Below are 16,530 nucleotides of genomic sequence, written 5' to 3'. Positions count from 1 at the left end.
TCCGTGTCACCATGCATCGTCGCGGTCGCGCAGGGTCCAATGGCTCGGAGCGCGCTCATCCAGCGGGCGAGACGTCGCCTCCCCCTGCAGCTTCAGCATGAGCCGCAAGTCATTGGTGGAGTCCGCGTGGGCAAGCGCCACCTCCTGACTGATCTGTGATGCCTGAAAAAGATCGAAGAGCGCTTGGTCAAAAGTCTGCATGCCGTCATCACGCGATGCCGCCATGGCGGCTTTCATCTCGTCGACCCTGCCTTTACGAATCAAGTCGGCAATCCGTGACGACTGCAGCATGATTTCAACCGCCGCACAACGACCACCGTTCAGGCTGGGCAACAGCTGTTGAGCCACCACCGCGCGGAGGTTGAGGGAAAGATCCATCCATATCTGCTCATGTCGCTCATGGGGAAAGAAATGGATGATCCGCTCCAACGCCTGATTGGCGTTGTTGGCGTGCAAGGTGGCCAGGCAGAGATGCCCGGTTTCAGAGAACGTCAAGGCGTGTTCCATGGTTTCACGGCTGCGAATCTCACCGATCAGGATCACATCCGGGGCTTGGCGCAGGGTGTTCTTGAGCGCTACTTCAAATGACTCGGTATCAATGCCCACTTCACGCTGGTTAACGATGGCGCGTTTGTGCGGGTGCAGGTATTCGATCGGATCTTCAATGCTGATGATGTGTCCACCGACCGTTTCATTACGTTCCTGCACCATCGCCGCCAGGGTGGTGGATTTTCCGGTACCCGTGCCACCCACCACCAGCACCAACCCCCGTTTGGCATGGGCAAGAGAGGCAAGCGTCGTCGGCACACCCAATGTTTCCAGGGTAGGAATGTGTTGCTCAATACGGCGTATCACCATGGCGGGCTGGTTTCTCTGCTGGAAGGCGCTAACGCGAAAGCGCCCCTTGTCTTCAAACCCCAGCGCAAAATTCGCCTCGCGCTGTTGACTGAAACGCTCGCGCAGCCCTTCAGGCACGGTGTGTGTTACCAGCTCACTGACCTGATGTTCACTCAAGGGCTGTTGGCCCAGGGGAACCAGCCCGCTGGACACCTTGAGGCTGGGCGGCGCGCCCGTTGAAATGAGCAGGTCTGAAGCTTGCTGCGTCACCATGATATCCAGCAGCTGATGCAGCCACTGGCCAGGCGTCAGCGTTGAGACGTCATTGTTCGCCATGGATTACGCCTCCCGCGAAGCGAGAGTGCCCTTGGCCAGCGCCTGGGCGTCTTCCATGCCGACATTACCCTCTTTGACCAGTTGCGCCAGTGCGGCGTCCAACGTTTGCATGCCCAGGCCGCCGCCGGTTTGAATCGCCGAGAAGATCTGCGCCACCTTGTCTTCACGAATCAGATTACGCACCGCCGAGGTCGCGATCAGAATTTCATGGGCCGCCACACGGCCGCCCCCCTGGCGCTTCAATAGCACCTGGGATACCACCGCCTGCAGCGACTCAGACAGCATCGAACGCACCATGGCTTTCTCTTCACCAGGAAAGACATCAATAATCCGGTCAATGGTCTTGGCCGCCGACGTGGTATGCAGCGTCCCCAGCACCAGATGGCCGGTCTCTGCCGCCGTTAATGCCAGACGGATGGTTTCCTGATCGCGAAGCTCTCCCACCAGAATCACATCCGGGTCTTCGCGTAGCGCGCTGCGCAACGCCTCTGTAAAGCTATGCGTGTCACGATGGACTTCCCGCTGATTAATCAGGCAACGCTTGCTGGCATGCACGAACTCAACCGGGTCTTCGATGGTTAAAATGTGCTCAAAGCGATGATCGTTGATGTAATCGATCATCGCCGCAAGCGTGGTGCTTTTGCCCGAACCGGTTGGCCCGGTCACCAACACCAGGCCGCGCGGCAGCATGGCAAGGCGCTCGAACACCTCCCCCAACCCAAGGGTCTGCATGGATAGCACCTGGTTGGGAATGGTGCGAAATACCGCCCCGGCACCGCGCGCCTGATTAAAGGCGTTGACCCGAAAACGCGCCACGCCCGGCACTTCGAAAGAAAAGTCGACTTCGAGGTGCTCTTCGTAGTCGCGACGCTGGCGATCGTTCATGATGTCGTGAATCAACCGACGCACCTCGCTGTTGTCCATGGCGGGCACATTCAGCCGACGGATATCGCCATCAACCCGTATCATGGGCGGCAAACCAGCGGATAAGTGCAGGTCGGATGCATTCTGCTTTGCCGAGAATGCCAGCAGTTCGGTAATATCCATCTTTCTTCCCCAGCTGCGGTAAGGTGCCTGAGTATGACAGATAACGCGCTTCCAGCGTCACTAGCCCGGGCGCGCGAGCGCCTAGAGCGTGCCCTTATTGACGCTGACCGCCCGGCTGATGATGCCGCGCTGCTGGCCGTGAGCAAAACCAAACCGGCCTCGATGATTCGCCAGGCAAGTGCGCTTGGTCAGCGTGAGTTTGGTGAAAACTACCTTCAGGAGGCGTTAGACAAACAGGCAGAGTTGGCCGACCTGGACGATCTTGTGTGGCATTTTATCGGCCCTCTTCAATCGAATAAAACGCGCGCCGTTGCCGAACATTTCGCCTGGCTGCACACCGTTGACCGCCTGAAAATTGCCAAGCGGCTTAGCGAACAGCGACCCGCCCATTTGGCGCCACTCAACGTTTGCTTACAGGTCAACATCAGCCGCGAGCCCTCAAAATCAGGCGTCATGCCAGAAGACGTGGAAGCCCTAGCCCGAGAGGTCACAGCGCTACCCGGCCTCAAGCTGCGGGGCCTGATGGCAATCCCTGCCCCGGCAGAAAGCCTGGCAGCTCAGCGTCAGCCGCTGGCCGAGATGCGAAAGCTTTTGTCAGCGTTACAGAAGGCACTGCCCGATGCGCCGCTCGATACGCTTTCCATGGGCATGAGCGACGACCTGGAAGCAGCTGTGCTGGAAGGTGCCACACTGGTACGTTTAGGGACGGCGGTCTTTGGCGCGCGGGATACGACCTGAACGAACCATCGAGCTAACCGGGAACACATTACCCCGACGAGTGATATAACGCGGCTCAACGCAGCCTTTTGCAACAGAGGATACCCCCATGACGAACAAGATCACCTTCATTGGCGCAGGCAACATGGCAAGCGCCATCATTGGCGGCCTGATCGACAGCGGTGTCACGCCTGCCGACATCACGGCTACTGCGCCGCGGGAAAGCGAACTGGACACGATTCGCACACGCTTGAACATCCAGACGCAAACCGATAACAACGCCGCCGCGAGTCAGGCCGACGTCCTGGTGCTGGCGGTTAAACCGCAGATCATGCGCGACGTATGCGAAGCGCTCAGCGACACGGTTAAACAACGCAATCCTTTGGTCATTTCCATCGCCGCTGGCCTTGATGCGGCCACCATTGACCAATGGTTGGGCGGTGGTAACGCCGTGGTTCGCTGCATGCCGAATACACCGTCTTTGGTAGGCCGCGGTGCCAGTGGCCTGTATGCTAATGCGCGGGTCAGCGATGCCCAGCGCGATGTAGCGACTCAGCTAATGGAAGCGGTGGGTATCGTCGAGTGGGTCGAGGAAGAAGCCTTGCTGGACGCAGTGACAGCAGTCTCCGGCAGCGCACCGGCGTATTTTTTCCTGATGCTGGAAGCCATGGAAGATGCCGCCGTCGAGCTTGGCCTTCCCGCCGATACGGCGCGCCGCCTGGCGATTCAAACCGCGCTGGGTGCCGCTACCATGGCGCAACAGAGCGATAAAGACCCGGCAACACTCAAACAGAATGTCATGTCGCCCGGCGGAACTACCGAACAAGCGATTCAACACATGGAAGATGCCCAGCTAAGGACGACTATCGCCGATGCGATGCAGGCCTGCGCCAAGCGTGCCCAAGCCATGTCCAAGGAACTGAGCGGCCACTAAACCACGCAGATTTTTATAGGAGAAACAGCCATGGGCAACGAATTGGGCAGCGCCGGGTTGATGCTGGTTAACTCGCTAATCAACATTTACTTGTTTTTACTCATGCTGCGATTTTTATTGCAGGCCTCAAGGGCCGACTATTACAACCCCATGAGCCAGACCGTCGTCAAGATTACCCAGCCGGTCGTGGGTCTTTTCCAGGGTTTTCTAGGGCCGGTTGCCGGTCGCTTTGATCTCGCGACACTGGCGGCAGGTTTTGTCCTGAAAGTCATCAGCATTATCGCCATTTTCATGGTGATCGGCGTGGGCATGCCGCCTGTTACAGGGCTATTGATTGCCGGCATCGCCGCACTGGCCAACGCCATCCTGAAGATTTACTTCTTCGCCTTGATCGTAATGATCATTTTGAGCTGGGTCGCGCCCAACGCCAGCCACCCAGGCGCACTGTTAATCATGCAACTGGTGGAGCCCATCATGGCGCCGGTACGCAAGGTTATCCCGCCGCTGGGCATGATTGATTTGTCACCCATTGTGGTATTCATCGCCATTAATCTGGTGGATGGACTACTGGTTGGCTCACTGATTCGCGCGGCCGGCATTTCCGGCGCCCTGGTCGGCCTGTAATCACTGATGGTAACGGCTTATACACGACGACTGACTCAGCAGGACTAACGCTTTCGATGCCCGATTCAGACACGCTTGCTTTTGAAGACCGGCCGACGAATTCCGTCGGACTGGTCACCCCGCATGTCGCCAAATTCGACACGCCACTTCCGCTCGCCTGTGGCAAGGTGCTGCCCGAGTACGAGTTGATTTACGAGACCTACGGCACCCTCAACGCCGAACGTAGCAACGCAGTCCTGATCTGCCATGCGCTCTCGGGCCACCATCACTCGGCCGGTTATCACAGTCAGGAAGACCGCAAACCCGGCTGGTGGGACGCCCATATCGGCCCCGGCAAACCGATCGACACCAACCGCTTTTTCGTTGTCTCACTGAACAACCTGGGCGGCTGTCACGGCAGCACCGGCCCGGTGAGCCACAACCCCGAAACGGGGCGCCAGTGGGGGCCTGACTTCCCCGTGATCACGGTGAGTGACTGGGTGGCCAGCCAGGCTCGCCTGGCCGACCAGTTGGGGATCGAGCGCTGGGCGGCCGCTGTGGGGGGCAGCCTGGGGGGCATGCAGGTGCTCGAGTGGACGATGACCTACCCTGAGCGGGTTGCCAATGCAGTGGTCATCGCCGCGACGCCACGCCTGTCGGCGCAGAACATCGCCTTCAATGAAGTCGCCCGTCAGGCGATTCGCTCCGACCCGGATTTTTTTGACGGCTGGTACGCCGAGCATAATACCGTGCCCAAGCGTGGGCTAAAGCTGGCCCGAATGGTGGGCCATATCACCTATCTTTCCGAAGATGCCATGGGCAGCAAGTTCGGCCGCGACCTGCGCAGCAACGACTTGAACTTCGGCTTCGGGGTCGAATTTCAGGTGGAGTCCTACCTGCGCTACCAGGGTGATACGTTTTCCACTGCCTTTGACGCCAACACCTACCTGCTGATGACCAAGGCGCTGGATTACTTTGACCCGTCGGCCACGCAGGGCGGGGATCTCGCCAATGCCCTCGCCCCGGCACAGTGCCCGTTCTTGATTGTCAGCTTCACCACCGACTGGCGCTTTCCGCCGCCACGCTCGCGGGAGTTGGTCGATGCCCTCACTCGCGCGGGCAAACCGGTGAGCTACGCCAATATCGACTCACCCCATGGCCACGACGCGTTCTTATTACCCGAGCCCCGCTACGAAGCGGTATTCGGCGCCTTCATGAACCGCGCGGCCCGAGAGCTTAATCTCCCTCATCCGGATACAGAGGAGACGCCATGATGCGCGCTGATCTGGAACTGATTTACGATTGGGTCCCCGAAGGCGCGCACGTGCTGGACCTAGCCTGCGGCGATGGCGTGTTACTCGAGGCGCTGGCCCAGCACAAAGGCGTAACCGGCTATGGCCTTGAAATCGATCACGACGGCATTACCGGATGCATTGCCCGGGGTGTCAATGTGATCGAGCATAACCTTGACGATGGCCTGGGTAGCTTTTGCGATAACAGCTACGATCAGGTGATCATGACCCAGGCCCTGCAAGCCCTGCGGCGCCCCGATAAAATGCTCGATGAAATGCTGCGCGTTGCCGAAGAGGGTATCATCACGTTTCCCAACTTCGCCTACTGGCGCCACCGCGTCCACCTGGGCCTGCGCGGCTACATGCCGGTTTCCAAGTCACTGCCCCACGCCTGGTACGACACCCCCAACATTCATCTCTCGACCTTCAATGATTTTGAACACCTGTGCCGTGAAAAAGGCATGGTGATTGTTGATCGCGCCGTGGGCGTGGGTGACCACCGTGGGCATTGGACGTCTCGGCTATGGCCCAACCTGTTCGGTGAAATCGCCATTTTCCGCGTACGCCATCGTTAGCGACTCTGGCCAACGCACCGGCAAAACCCGCGATAAACGCACGACCGCGGGTTTTGCCGCCGCCCACTGCACGTCAATCCCGTATGCCAACACCTCGACCCCCGCCTCTAACGCGTCACCCAGCGCCGCGGCATAGGCGGGGTCGATATGCGCGGCGGGCGCCACGTCGTCGATGCTTTCATGGGCGACACAAAACAGCAGCACCGCTCGCTGGCCCTGCTCGGCCAGGGCTTGAAGCGCACGTAGGTGCCTGGTGCCCCGCACGCTGACCGAGTCGGGGAAATAGCCGTGGCCATCGGGTTCTTTCAGCGTCACCTGCTTCACTTCGATGTAGGCGGCACCACGCTCAAGGTCATCCAGGCGAAAGTCGAGCCGTGCATCGGTTATTTTCACCTCGCGCTTGAGGGCTTGATAGCCTGCCAGCGGCGCGATATCACCTGCCTCAATAGCTGCCTCCACAATACGGTTGGCGCGCCCGGTATGCACCGAGGCCAGCGCCACCGTGCCATCCGGCTGCGGCAGCTCGATCCATTCCCAGGTCCAGGCCAGCTTACGGCTAGGGTTATTGCTTGGCGACAGCCATACGCGGCAGCCGGGCACATTGACCGCCTTCATCGAGCCGGTATTGGGGCAGTGGGCGACAACGTCCCGACCATCGTCCAGGCGCACATCGGCCAGAAAGCGCTTGTAGCGGCGCAGCAAGGTACCGGGCACCAAGCCCTGGTAGGCAAGGCTCATAGCCGGCTCACAAAGCGGGCAATGCGCTCCACGGCGTCTTCCAGCCGTTCAACGTCATTGGTGAAGGCAATACGCACATGATGCTCGCCGCCCTGTACGGCAAAATCGATACCCGGGGTGATCGCGACGTTCTCCTCGCGCAGAAGCCGTTCGCAAAAATCCTGGCTGTCACGACTATAGCGGGAGATGTCCAGCCACAGATAAAAAGCGCCCTGGGGCGGCAGGTCCGGCGCCAGCCCTAGCTGCGCCAAGCCCTCAAGCAGTACCTGACGGCGCTGCTTGAGCGTCTCCCGCCGGGTTTCGAGAATGTCGCGACACTCGGGGGTAAAGGCGGCCAATGCAGCGTGCTGGGAAGGCGTCGGGGCGGCAAGAAATACGTTCTGGGCAAGCCTGGTGAGCGGCTCAATCGCGCGTTCAGGGGCCACCAGCCAGCCCAGGCGCCAGCCGGTCATGCCGAAGTATTTGGAAAAGCTGTTGACCACGAACGCCTCGTTTGACAGCGACGTTGCCGACAGGGGCGCGTCGTCGTAATTCAGCCCCTGATAAATCTCGTCGACCAGCACCTCACCGCCACGTTCGGCTACCGCCTTGAACACCGCTTGCAAGGCATCGGCACCCAACGTATGGCCGGTGGGGTTGGAAGGCGACGCCAGCATCGCCAATCGCGTGCGCGGTTGCCAGTGCTGACCAATCAGCGTGGCGTCCAGTTGCCAGCCGCTGTCACGCCCTACCGGGATCGCATCGACGTCGGCACCGGCCAGGGCCATGAAATGGCGATTACACGGGTAGTTGGGGTCGGCCATCATCACCCGTTCACCCGCCTCGACCAGTAGCTGGCTGGCCAACAACAACGCCCCCGATGCGCCGGGAGTGACCAGAATCCGGGCAGGGTCTACCGAGGCATTGAAGTGCTCAGCGTAGTGACCGGCAATGGCCTCGCGCAGTGCGGGCAGGCCAGCGGCAGGCGTGTAGCGGGTTTTGCCTGTCGCCAATGCCTGCTGACCTGCGGCCACCACCGGTGCGGGGGTAGCGAAATCCGGCTCCCCTACTTCGAGGTGAATCACATCATGGCCCGCTGCCTCACGCGCCTGAGCCATTTCCAGTAGATGCATCACACGAAAAGGCGCGACATGATTGACACGTGAATTCCAGGCCATAGCGGCTCCTTACCTAGCGGTAGTAAAAACATGAGCTTGGTCGCACTGGAGACAAGTTCATGGTAGAAAGCATTCTATTATGCTTGCAACGCAGCCAATTATCAGCTAAATAAGCATCCCTTTGGCGTGAGATCGTGACACACGCTCATGGTCGATCAGTAGTCACATACGTAAGGGGCACTCCCATGCCAGTAGCGGAAAAAAAACCGGAAGCGTCCAAGCCCTTCACACCGTATGAGCCGACAACGGGTGAAGAATATATGAATGATCAACAGCTGGCGCACTTCCGCCAGCTGCTGTTGGATTGGAAACAGGACCTCATGGAAGAGGTGGACCGTACCGTACGCCACCTGCAGGAAGATGCTAACAACTACGCCGATCCGGCCGATCGGGCGACCCAGGAAGAAGGCTTCAGTCTTGAGCTGCGCACCCGGGACCGCGAGCGCAAGCTGCTCAAGAAAATTAACGAAACCATCGAAAAGATCGACGAAGACGATTACGGCTTCTGCGAAGCCTGCGGCGTCGAGATTGGTATCCGCCGTCTCGAAGCGCGCCCGACCGCCACGCTATGCGTCGACTGCAAGACCCTGGCCGAGCTCAAGGAGAAGCAACTCGGCGGTTAAGCCAGGCATAATCGACCTGTATGTTATTGTGGAATGCGGGCACCCTGTGGTGCCCGTTTTGGTTTCTGGAAGGCTTTGATGACGCAATCAACTCGCTACCGCGGACGTTTTGCCCCCACGCCGTCAGGGCCGCTGCATTTTGGCTCGCTGGTGGCGGCCCTGGGCAGTTACCTGGACGCGCGCGCGGCGGGCGGCGATTGGCTGGTCCGCATTGAAGACATCGACCCGCCGCGCTGCCCGTCAGGCACTGACAGCACCATTTTGCGCCAGTTGGAAGCGTTTGGGCTCCACTGGGACGAAACCATTCGCTGGCAGCATGACCGTGACGCTGCCTATCAACAGGCACTCGACACCCTGGCCAATCAGGGGCTGGCCTACCCTTGCAGCTGTTCGCGCAAACAGTGGCGGGCCTATCCGGTATATCCAGGCTGGTGCCGTACGGGGCTGAGTGACCCCACCCAGCCGGTCGCCTGGCGGCTGCGCAGCGACCTGGCCAAACGTCCGATCCAATGGCACGACCGCCTGTTTGGCTGGCAGCAGTTCGACCCTGAAACACTGGGGGACGTCGTCCTCAAACGCAAAGATGCTCTCTGGGCGTATCAACTGGCGGTGGTTGTCGACGACGCCGAGCAGGGCATAACCGACGTTGTCAGAGGCTTTGACCTGCTCGACAACACGCCCTGGCAGCGCCAGCTGCAAGTGGCACTGGCATTTCCCGAGCCGCGTTACCTGCATTTGCCGTTGGTGGTGACGTCGCAGGGCCAAAAGCTCTCCAAGCAGAACCTTGCACCGGCGCTGGCCGATGAGCCGCGCGCCATACGCCGCCAGCTGTTTCAGGCGCTGCAGGTACTCGACCAAGCGCCGCCCAGTGACCTTTCCCGAGAGCCGGTGACCACGCAGCTAGACTGGGCGGTGACGCATTGGTCGGTCGAACAACTGTCACCATCAGCCCAGCGCGAATGGCCACAGGAGCCCTGACATGTACGTTTACCGCATCATGCTGTTTCTGGTCTTCGGCGGCTATCTGCTCTCCCCCTTGTTGATGGATGGCTGGAGCGACCCGAGCGTGGCCTGGTATCGGCCCTTTGTTATCTGGGGCGGGCTGATCGCCCTGACGCTGTGGCTTGAACAGAAGAGGAAACTGGATGAGCGTTGAGGTTCTTGGCGCGCTATTTCTCGGCCTGGGTTATCTCGCCCTCCTGTGGGGCTGTGCCATGGCGGTGGAACGGGGCTGGATACCGCTGCGCATCAGCCGTCACCCTGCCGTCTACACCCTGGCGCTGGGCGTTTATGCCAGCGCCTGGGCGATTTATGGCAGCGTCGAATTAGCCGCTAATGTCGGCTTTGGTTATCTCGCCTACTACCTGGGTGCTGCCGGTGCGTTTCTGCTTGCCCCGGTGCTGCTGGTCCCCATTCAACGGATCACCCGTACCTACCAACTCGCCTCATTGGCGGACCTGTTCGCCTTTCGTTTTCGCTCCCGCTGGGCGGGTACCCTGGTAACGGTGGTCAGTCTGCTCGCGGTATTGCCATTGCTGGGCATTCAGGTCAAAACCATGAGCGAGGCGGTCAATCTTTTCACCCAGAGCCAGGCTGGGCCTGCCGTGGCGCTTACATTTTGCACGGTCATCGCCGCGTTAGCAGTGATGCTCGGCGCTCGCCATAGCCATGTGCATAGCCGCCACAACAGTCTGTTGAGCACCATTGCGATCGAGTCGGTCGTCAAACTACTGGCCATGCTGGGGCTGGGTGCCGTGGCCTTGTGGCTGGTGTTCAGCGGTCCTGGCGACTTGCAGGCATGGCTCGAAGGCCCCGGCTACCTTGCCCAGGCGCACACCGCACGTTTTGATCCCGCCCAATGGCGTACCCTGCTGCTGTTATTCTTTGCCGCCGCCTTCATGATGCCGCACCTGTTTCACATCACCTTTGCGGAGAGCCTGTCACCCAATACCCTGCTACAGGCAAGCTGGACCTTGCCGCTGTTTTTGCTGCTGATGGCATTGCCTGTCCCGCTTATCTGGTGGGCCGCGCAGTCGGTCAACGAGACGATCCCCATATCGGCCTACGCCGCCTATGCATTGAGCGAGCACTGGTGGGTCGGTGCGTTGGCATTTATCGGTGGCCTGGCCGCTGCCAGCGGCACCATGATGCTGATTGCGCTGGCACTCTCGGGTATGGTGCTCAATCACATCGTGCTGGTGGCAAGGCCACCCGAAGCACGTAGCGACTTGTATGGCTGGCTGTTATGGCTGCGCCGGGGTCTGGTGGTTGGGGTTATTTTAAGCGGCTGGCTGTTTTATCAGTGGATTGGCCGTCATCACCCGCTGACCAGCCTTGGGCTCGCCGCCTTCATCGGCATGGCCCAGTGTTTGCCAGGCATGCTGGCGCTGCTCTACTGGCCGGGTGCCAACCGCAAAGGCATGGTGGCGGGCCTGATCGGGGGAGTCGCCGTCTGGCTCTGGGGGCTATGGCTGCCCCTGGTGGCAGGCTATACCCCACCCGCCCTGCCATTGACACCGCTGACACCCACGGATGCGCCCGTCTGGTATGGCGTCACGCTGCTTTCCCAGTCACTTAACATCCTGCTGCTGATTGTCGTATCGCTGTTCACACGCACCTCGGAAGGCGAAAAATCGGCGGCCGAAGCCTGCTCGGTTGACGCGGTCATTCGCTCGAAGCGCCTGCCGCTGGAAGCGGCCACAGCGGGTGACTTTTCTACCCACCTGGCTCAGGCACTGGGCGATGATGCGGCTCATCGTGAGGTCGACCGTGCGCTCAAGGCACTCAACCTTACCCGCCAGGAGCGCCGTCCCTACGCACTACGCCGCCTGCGCGACCGTATCCAGGCCAACCTTTCCGGCTTGATGGGCCCTTCAGTGGCGCGCGATATCGTCGACCGTTACCTCCCCTACCGTCACGACGATGCGCCGATCACCGATGACATTCATTTTGTCGAAAGCCGCCTGGAAGCCTACCGTTCGCGGCTCACCGGGCTTGCCAGGGAACTCGACGGGCTGCGCCGCCACCATCGCCAAACGCTGGCCTATCTGCCCGTCGGGCTTTGTGTCCTCGGCGACGACGAAGAGCTGGTCATGTGGAATCAAGCGCTCTCGCAGCTCTCTGGCATCAGCGGTGAAAGCGTGATCGGTTCGCGACGGGACAGCTTGCCCTCCCCCTGGCCATGGCTGCTGGGGAGCGTGCTTAACGAGGGGCCGTCACCGCTGTACAAACAGGCTGTGAGGCTCCACGATAAAGACTACTTCCTGACGCTGCACAAAGCCGACCTGAGTGGCCATGACAGTCGCGGTGGCAGCGTCATTCTGGTGGAAGACCATACCGAGATGAAGTGGCTGGAGGATGAACTGGTCCACGCCGCCCGCCTCGCCTCCATCGGTCAATTGGCGGCGGGCGTTGCCCATGAAATCGGCAACCCGATCACCGGCATCTCGTCGCTGGCGCAAAACCTACGCTATGACACCCAGGATCCCGTCTTGCTGGAAACCGCCGACCATATTCAGCAGCTGACCGAGCGGGTGACCAAGATCGTCAATTCGCTGGTCGGCTTTGCCCACGCCGGGCGCGACTCGCCCGGGTTGCCTCGCTCACCCGTCGAGCTCAGAACGATCACCGACGATGCCTTGCACTTGATCCACTTGGCCCGCTCGGGCGAGGATGTCATCTTTACCAATGAGTGTGCAGAAGAGCTGGTCGTACAAGGTGATGCCCAGCGCTTGACCCAGGTGATGGTCAATCTAATGGGCAACGCACGGGATGCCTGCAGACCTGAAGGCAGCGTGCACATCACGGCAGGCAAGCAGTCTGATCAGGCATGGTGGTGTATTACCGATGACGGTCAAGGTATTGATCCCAAGGTACGTGACCACCTGTTCGAGCCCTTTACCACCACCAAAGCGGCCGGTGAAGGCACTGGGCTTGGGTTATCATTGGCCTATCAAATTATCAATGAACATCACGGCAGAATAGAGGTGGCGTCGCCACCGCCCGGAACATCTCGCGGTACGGCCATTACCCTGTGGCTACCGCTTTTCCAACAGGATGATCAGCTGCCCCATGTCTAGGATTCTGATTGTTGAAGATGAAGCCATTATTCGCAGTGCGCTCAAGCGCCTTCTCGAGCGTCACGACTATGAGGTCAGCGAAGCGGGCAGTGCCGAAGAGGCAGAGACGTTTGAGCTTGCCGGCTTTGATCTGATTATCAGCGACCTGCGCCTGCCCGGCGAGCAGGGCACTAGCCTGATCCAGGCCGCCGCTCCGGCGCCGGTTCTGATCATGACCAGCTATGCCAGCATGCGCTCGGCCGTCGACTCCCTCAAACAGGGCGCGGTGGATTACGTTGCCAAACCGTTTGACCACGCAGAGCTTCTGGAAACCGTCGCGCGGATTCTTCACCAGCAGTCGATGCAGCATAGTCCGCCGCCCGACATAACCGATGATGGAGGCGGCCGCCAGACCATGATCGGCAACTGCGTGGCCATGCAGCAGGTCTATACCCGCATTCGCAAAACCGCACCCGCCGATGTCACAGTGCTCATCCTGGGGGAGTCCGGCACCGGCAAGGAGCTCGTCGCCCGCGCCCTGCATCAACAAAGCAAACGGGCCAAGGCCCCGCTGATATGCGTCAACTGCGCGGCCATCCCCGAGACGCTGATCGAGTCGGAGCTGTTTGGCCATGAAAAAGGGGCCTTTACCGGCGCCAGCGCCGCGCGCACCGGGCTGGTCGAAGCCGCCGATGGCGGCACCTTGTTTCTGGACGAAATTGGCGAACTGCCCCTCGACGCTCAAGCACGCCTGTTGCGCGTGCTCCAGGAAGGCGAAATACGCAAAATCGGCTCGGTGGAAACCCGCCATGTGGATGTCCGCCTGATCGCCGCGACCCACCGCGACCTTCGCGCGCTCTCCAAGAGCGGTGAATTTCGCCTGGACCTGTATTACCGGCTGAACGTCATGCAGATAGAGCTGCCGCCCTTGCGTGAGCGTGAGGACGACGTGCTAGAAATCGCCGACATCCTGCTCGACAAGGCCTGCAAGCGCCACGAACGCCAAGGGCTGCGCTTATCCCGGGCGGCACGCCATGAACTGCGCGATTACCCCTGGCCCGGCAACGTGCGTGAACTGGAAAACGCCCTCGAGCGCGGCGTCATTCTGGCCGAAGGCCATTTGATCCACCCCGACGACCTGGGGCTTGCTCCTGTTCCTCATCGCCAGCCGCCGGCGGCTGGTACCACCCCGTCGCTTGCCAATGCCGACGCCCTTCAACCCGGCGCTGAAGAAGATGACCTGTCATTGGAAGACTATTTCCAACACTTTGTACTTGAGCATCAGGACCAGATGAGCGAAACCGAGCTAGCACAGAAGTTGGGGATCAGCCGCAAAAACTTATGGGAGCGACGCCAGCGGCTGGGCATACCGCGCAAGAAGACGGCACGTCGGCCTACCTGAAAAGCTCAACCGCGCCTACAACTAACGTCTAATACACTGATTTATCAAAGAAATATCCACGAAATTCGTTACCCGCATGCTGTTACTTTCCCACACGAAAAACCCCTCAAAACGGGTAACACTTATTTCTCATGATCGTTCCTTGGCATAGCGGAAAAATCTTAAATATTTGAATTTAATGCATTATCTAACGAGTGGCACGGCGAGTGCAGTATAACTGGGTAAGAAAAACAAACTGGGCAACGCGGTAAGTCGTTAACAAAAACAATATGACACCGCCCAGACCTGAGCCACAACAAAAACAACAGGGCCAGGCAGAGATAACGGTACTAATAAAAACAATAGGCTTGTATCTCGTTACTTGCTTGCGCTAAGAAAAATAAGCGCCACACACAACAACAACATACAGCAAGTGCCCAAAATGGACGCGACGTACACCTGAAGGGCTGCGCTCTAACAAGAACAACAGCAGTCAGTGTGTACACCCCGGACCCAACAATAACTCGCCGGGGGATGAAAAGTTCGCGGTTGGATTATTGTTTTGAATACGAGGCGGTCGGAATCCACGTGATTGCCACGCCTACCGACTGCGGTGCGTATTCAGGGCGATGTGCCATCATGAAGAAAAACAGCAGCAACGGACGCTGATTGTCGCTTTTATAGGGGAGGCCTTATTAGCCTCCCCTTTCTGCGTTTAGCGGTTTTGCTCATGCCACAACCCTGCCAAGGCTTTGCAAGCCTCTAGTGGTCGGCTACACTCAGCGACTCGTCGCTTACATTACGGCCATTTTTTCGATATCCTGCGAGTCGATTCCGCCGCATGCTTAAAGGATTTACCCGTTTATTACACAGTCCGGGAGAGCAATTGAAATCTCTGCTCGAACCCCAACAGGGCGCATCAGGCGCGCTTAGCCCCCGCATTATACCTCGCTCCGAGCACCCCGTTTCTCGTCAGCAGATCAGTGATGCTGCCCTGAAGGTGCTTTATCGCCTTAATGGCGCTGGGTTTGAGGCCTATCTGGTGGGCGGCTGCATTCGCGACGCCTTGCTTGGCAAAATGCCCAAGGATTTTGACGTTGCTACCAACGCAACACCCGAGCAGGTGCGCGATCTATTTCGCAATTCGCGCCTGATAGGACGTCGTTTTCGTATTGTGCATGTGCGCTTTGGCCGAGAGGTCATCGAAGTCACGACCTTCCGCGGCAAACCGCAAGATGAGCACGGCGACCATATCGCCCAGCAATCCGACGACGGCCTACTGTTGCGGGATAACGTGTGGGGTAGCATCGAAGAAGACGCCCTGCGGCGCGACTTCACCGTGAATGCGCTGTATTACAACATCGCCGACTTCACCATCCATGATTTTGCCAACGGGGCGCAGGATATCGAGGCGCGGACGCTGCGCTTGATTGGAGACCCCGCCACGCGCTATCGCGAGGACCCCGTTCGCATGCTGCGGGCCGTGCGGTTTGCCGCCAAGCTTGGCTTTACGATCGATGCCGACACCGAAGCGCCCATGTACGATCTGGCGCCGCTGCTGTTGAGCATCCCCCCGGCAAGGCTGTTCGATGAAGCGCTCAAGCTATTCATGTCGGGTCACGGACTGGTGACCTTCCGGCTGCTGAGCCACTATGGCTTGTTTGGCATGCTGTTCCCCGAAGCCGAAGAAGCCATGGCGGATGCGGCATGGGCAGAAGATTTAATTGAAAAGGCGCTTGCCAATACCGATAAGCGTATCGCCGAAGACCGCCCCGTTACACCTGCCTTCTTGCTGGCGGCGTTCTTGTGGGCCCCGGTTGCCCACCGCCAGGCAGCGCTTGAAAGCGAAGGCATGCCGTCCATTCCCGCCCTACAAGCGGCCGCTCAGCAGGTAGTGACTCGACAGCTACAGCACATCTCGATCCCCAAACGTTTCGGCATGCCGATGCGCGATATTTGGGAGCTTCAGGGGCGCTTACCCCTGCGCCGGGGTAAAAAAGCGTTTCAGACCCGCGAGCACCCGCGTTTCCGGGCCGCTTATGACCTGCTGCTGCTGCGCGAACAGGCAGGAGAAATCCCGAGCGGGCTGGGCGAATGGTGGAACGCCTTCCAGACAGGCGACGAGCACGATCAACGCCGGCTGTTGCAAAAAGTGGGCGGCGACCCTGCTGGCCAGGGCGACCGCCGCCGCAAACGGCGACGCAAACCGCGTAAAAGCGAAGAGTAACCGCG

General features: G+C 59.6%; 15 protein-coding genes. 11 read left to right on the top strand and 4 right to left on the bottom strand.

Translation table 11 applies throughout. The features are described 5' to 3' along the window. Nucleotides 1-6 precede the first annotated feature (6 nt). Entirely contained in the window at nucleotides 7-1,173 is a 1,167-nt protein-coding gene (locus tag HXW73_RS01620; RefSeq protein WP_186254599.1) for a PilT/PilU family type 4a pilus ATPase, read from the bottom strand. Nucleotides 1,174-1,176: 3 nt separating this feature from the next. Next, nucleotides 1,177-2,220, bottom strand: a complete 1,044-nt coding sequence (locus HXW73_RS01615) for a type IV pilus twitching motility protein PilT (RefSeq protein WP_186254598.1) — start codon at nucleotides 2,218-2,220, stop codon at nucleotides 1,177-1,179. A 33-nt stretch (nucleotides 2,221-2,253) separates the two neighbouring features. On the opposite strand from HXW73_RS01615, the gene HXW73_RS01610 reads away from it, so the two are divergent. The 5 genes from HXW73_RS01610 (at nucleotide 2,254) to metW (ending at nucleotide 6,341) form a co-directional block, all read left to right on the top strand. Further along, nucleotides 2,254-2,958, top strand: coding sequence for a YggS family pyridoxal phosphate-dependent enzyme (locus HXW73_RS01610; protein WP_186254597.1), 705 nt, complete (start codon nucleotides 2,254-2,256; stop codon nucleotides 2,956-2,958). An 88-nt stretch (nucleotides 2,959-3,046) separates the two neighbouring features. Next, nucleotides 3,047-3,871 (top strand): pyrroline-5-carboxylate reductase, encoded by an 825-nt coding sequence (proC, locus tag HXW73_RS01605; protein WP_186254596.1) that lies wholly within the window; start codon nucleotides 3,047-3,049, stop codon nucleotides 3,869-3,871. A gap of 30 nt (nucleotides 3,872-3,901) precedes the next feature. Continuing rightward, the gene (locus tag HXW73_RS01600; RefSeq protein WP_186254595.1) at nucleotides 3,902-4,495 is read left to right on the top strand and encodes a YggT family protein; all 594 of its coding nucleotides are present in this window, start codon (nucleotides 3,902-3,904) and stop codon (nucleotides 4,493-4,495) included. Between the two features lie 56 nt (nucleotides 4,496-4,551). Further along, nucleotides 4,552-5,748, top strand: coding sequence for a homoserine O-succinyltransferase MetX (gene metX / locus HXW73_RS01595; RefSeq protein WP_186254594.1), 1,197 nt, complete (start codon nucleotides 4,552-4,554; stop codon nucleotides 5,746-5,748). Beyond that, nucleotides 5,748-6,341, top strand: a complete 594-nt coding sequence (metW, locus tag HXW73_RS01590) for a methionine biosynthesis protein MetW (protein ID WP_186255874.1) — start codon at nucleotides 5,748-5,750, stop codon at nucleotides 6,339-6,341. Before metX ends, metW begins: the two co-directional genes overlap by 1 nt. Here the strand turns inward: metW and sfsA are convergent. Both sfsA and HXW73_RS01580 read right to left on the bottom strand, forming a co-directional pair. Next, the gene (gene sfsA, locus HXW73_RS01585; RefSeq protein ID WP_186254593.1) at nucleotides 6,288-7,079 is read right to left on the bottom strand and encodes a DNA/RNA nuclease SfsA; all 792 of its coding nucleotides are present in this window, start codon (nucleotides 7,077-7,079) and stop codon (nucleotides 6,288-6,290) included. The two genes, metW and sfsA, sit on opposite strands and share 54 nt — an antisense overlap. Next, on the bottom strand, nucleotides 7,076-8,236 hold the full coding sequence (locus HXW73_RS01580) for an aminotransferase class I/II-fold pyridoxal phosphate-dependent enzyme (protein ID WP_186254592.1): 1,161 nt from the start codon (nucleotides 8,234-8,236) through the stop codon (nucleotides 7,076-7,078). The genes sfsA and HXW73_RS01580 overlap by 4 nt, the downstream gene beginning before the upstream one ends. 185 nt (nucleotides 8,237-8,421) lie before the next feature. Between HXW73_RS01580 and dksA the strand changes: the two genes are divergently transcribed. The 6 genes from dksA to pcnB all read left to right on the top strand — a co-directional run bounded on the left by dksA (nucleotide 8,422) and on the right by pcnB (nucleotide 16,525). Further along, entirely contained in the window at nucleotides 8,422-8,859 is a 438-nt protein-coding gene (dksA, locus tag HXW73_RS01575) for an RNA polymerase-binding protein DksA (protein WP_186254591.1), read from the top strand. Between the two features lie 78 nt (nucleotides 8,860-8,937). Continuing rightward, entirely contained in the window at nucleotides 8,938-9,837 is a 900-nt protein-coding gene (gene gluQRS, locus HXW73_RS01570; RefSeq protein ID WP_186254590.1) for a tRNA glutamyl-Q(34) synthetase GluQRS, read from the top strand. A gap of 1 nt (nucleotide 9,838) precedes the next feature. After that, on the top strand, nucleotides 9,839-10,015 hold the full coding sequence (locus tag HXW73_RS01565) for a hypothetical protein (protein WP_175474715.1): 177 nt from the start codon (nucleotides 9,839-9,841) through the stop codon (nucleotides 10,013-10,015). Then, nucleotides 10,005-12,938 (top strand): ATP-binding protein, encoded by a 2,934-nt coding sequence (locus tag HXW73_RS01560; protein WP_186254589.1) that lies wholly within the window; start codon nucleotides 10,005-10,007, stop codon nucleotides 12,936-12,938. Before HXW73_RS01565 ends, HXW73_RS01560 begins: the two co-directional genes overlap by 11 nt. Further along, the gene (locus HXW73_RS01555; protein ID WP_186254588.1) at nucleotides 12,931-14,319 is read left to right on the top strand and encodes a sigma-54-dependent transcriptional regulator; all 1,389 of its coding nucleotides are present in this window, start codon (nucleotides 12,931-12,933) and stop codon (nucleotides 14,317-14,319) included. Before HXW73_RS01560 ends, HXW73_RS01555 begins: the two co-directional genes overlap by 8 nt. Nucleotides 14,320-15,139: 820 nt before the next feature. Continuing rightward, nucleotides 15,140-16,525 carry a polynucleotide adenylyltransferase PcnB gene (pcnB, locus tag HXW73_RS01550; protein WP_186254587.1) on the top strand — a complete coding sequence of 462 codons (1,386 nt, stop codon included), beginning with the start codon at nucleotides 15,140-15,142 and terminating at the stop codon, nucleotides 16,523-16,525. The last annotated feature ends 5 nt before the right edge of the window (nucleotides 16,526-16,530 follow it).

The organism is Halomonas sp. SH5A2, from assembly GCF_014263395.1.
Lineage (GTDB): Bacteria > Pseudomonadota > Gammaproteobacteria > Pseudomonadales > Halomonadaceae > Vreelandella.
The sequence above is the reverse complement of the archived record's forward strand: the minus strand, read 5'-3'. Positions and strand labels throughout refer to the sequence as shown.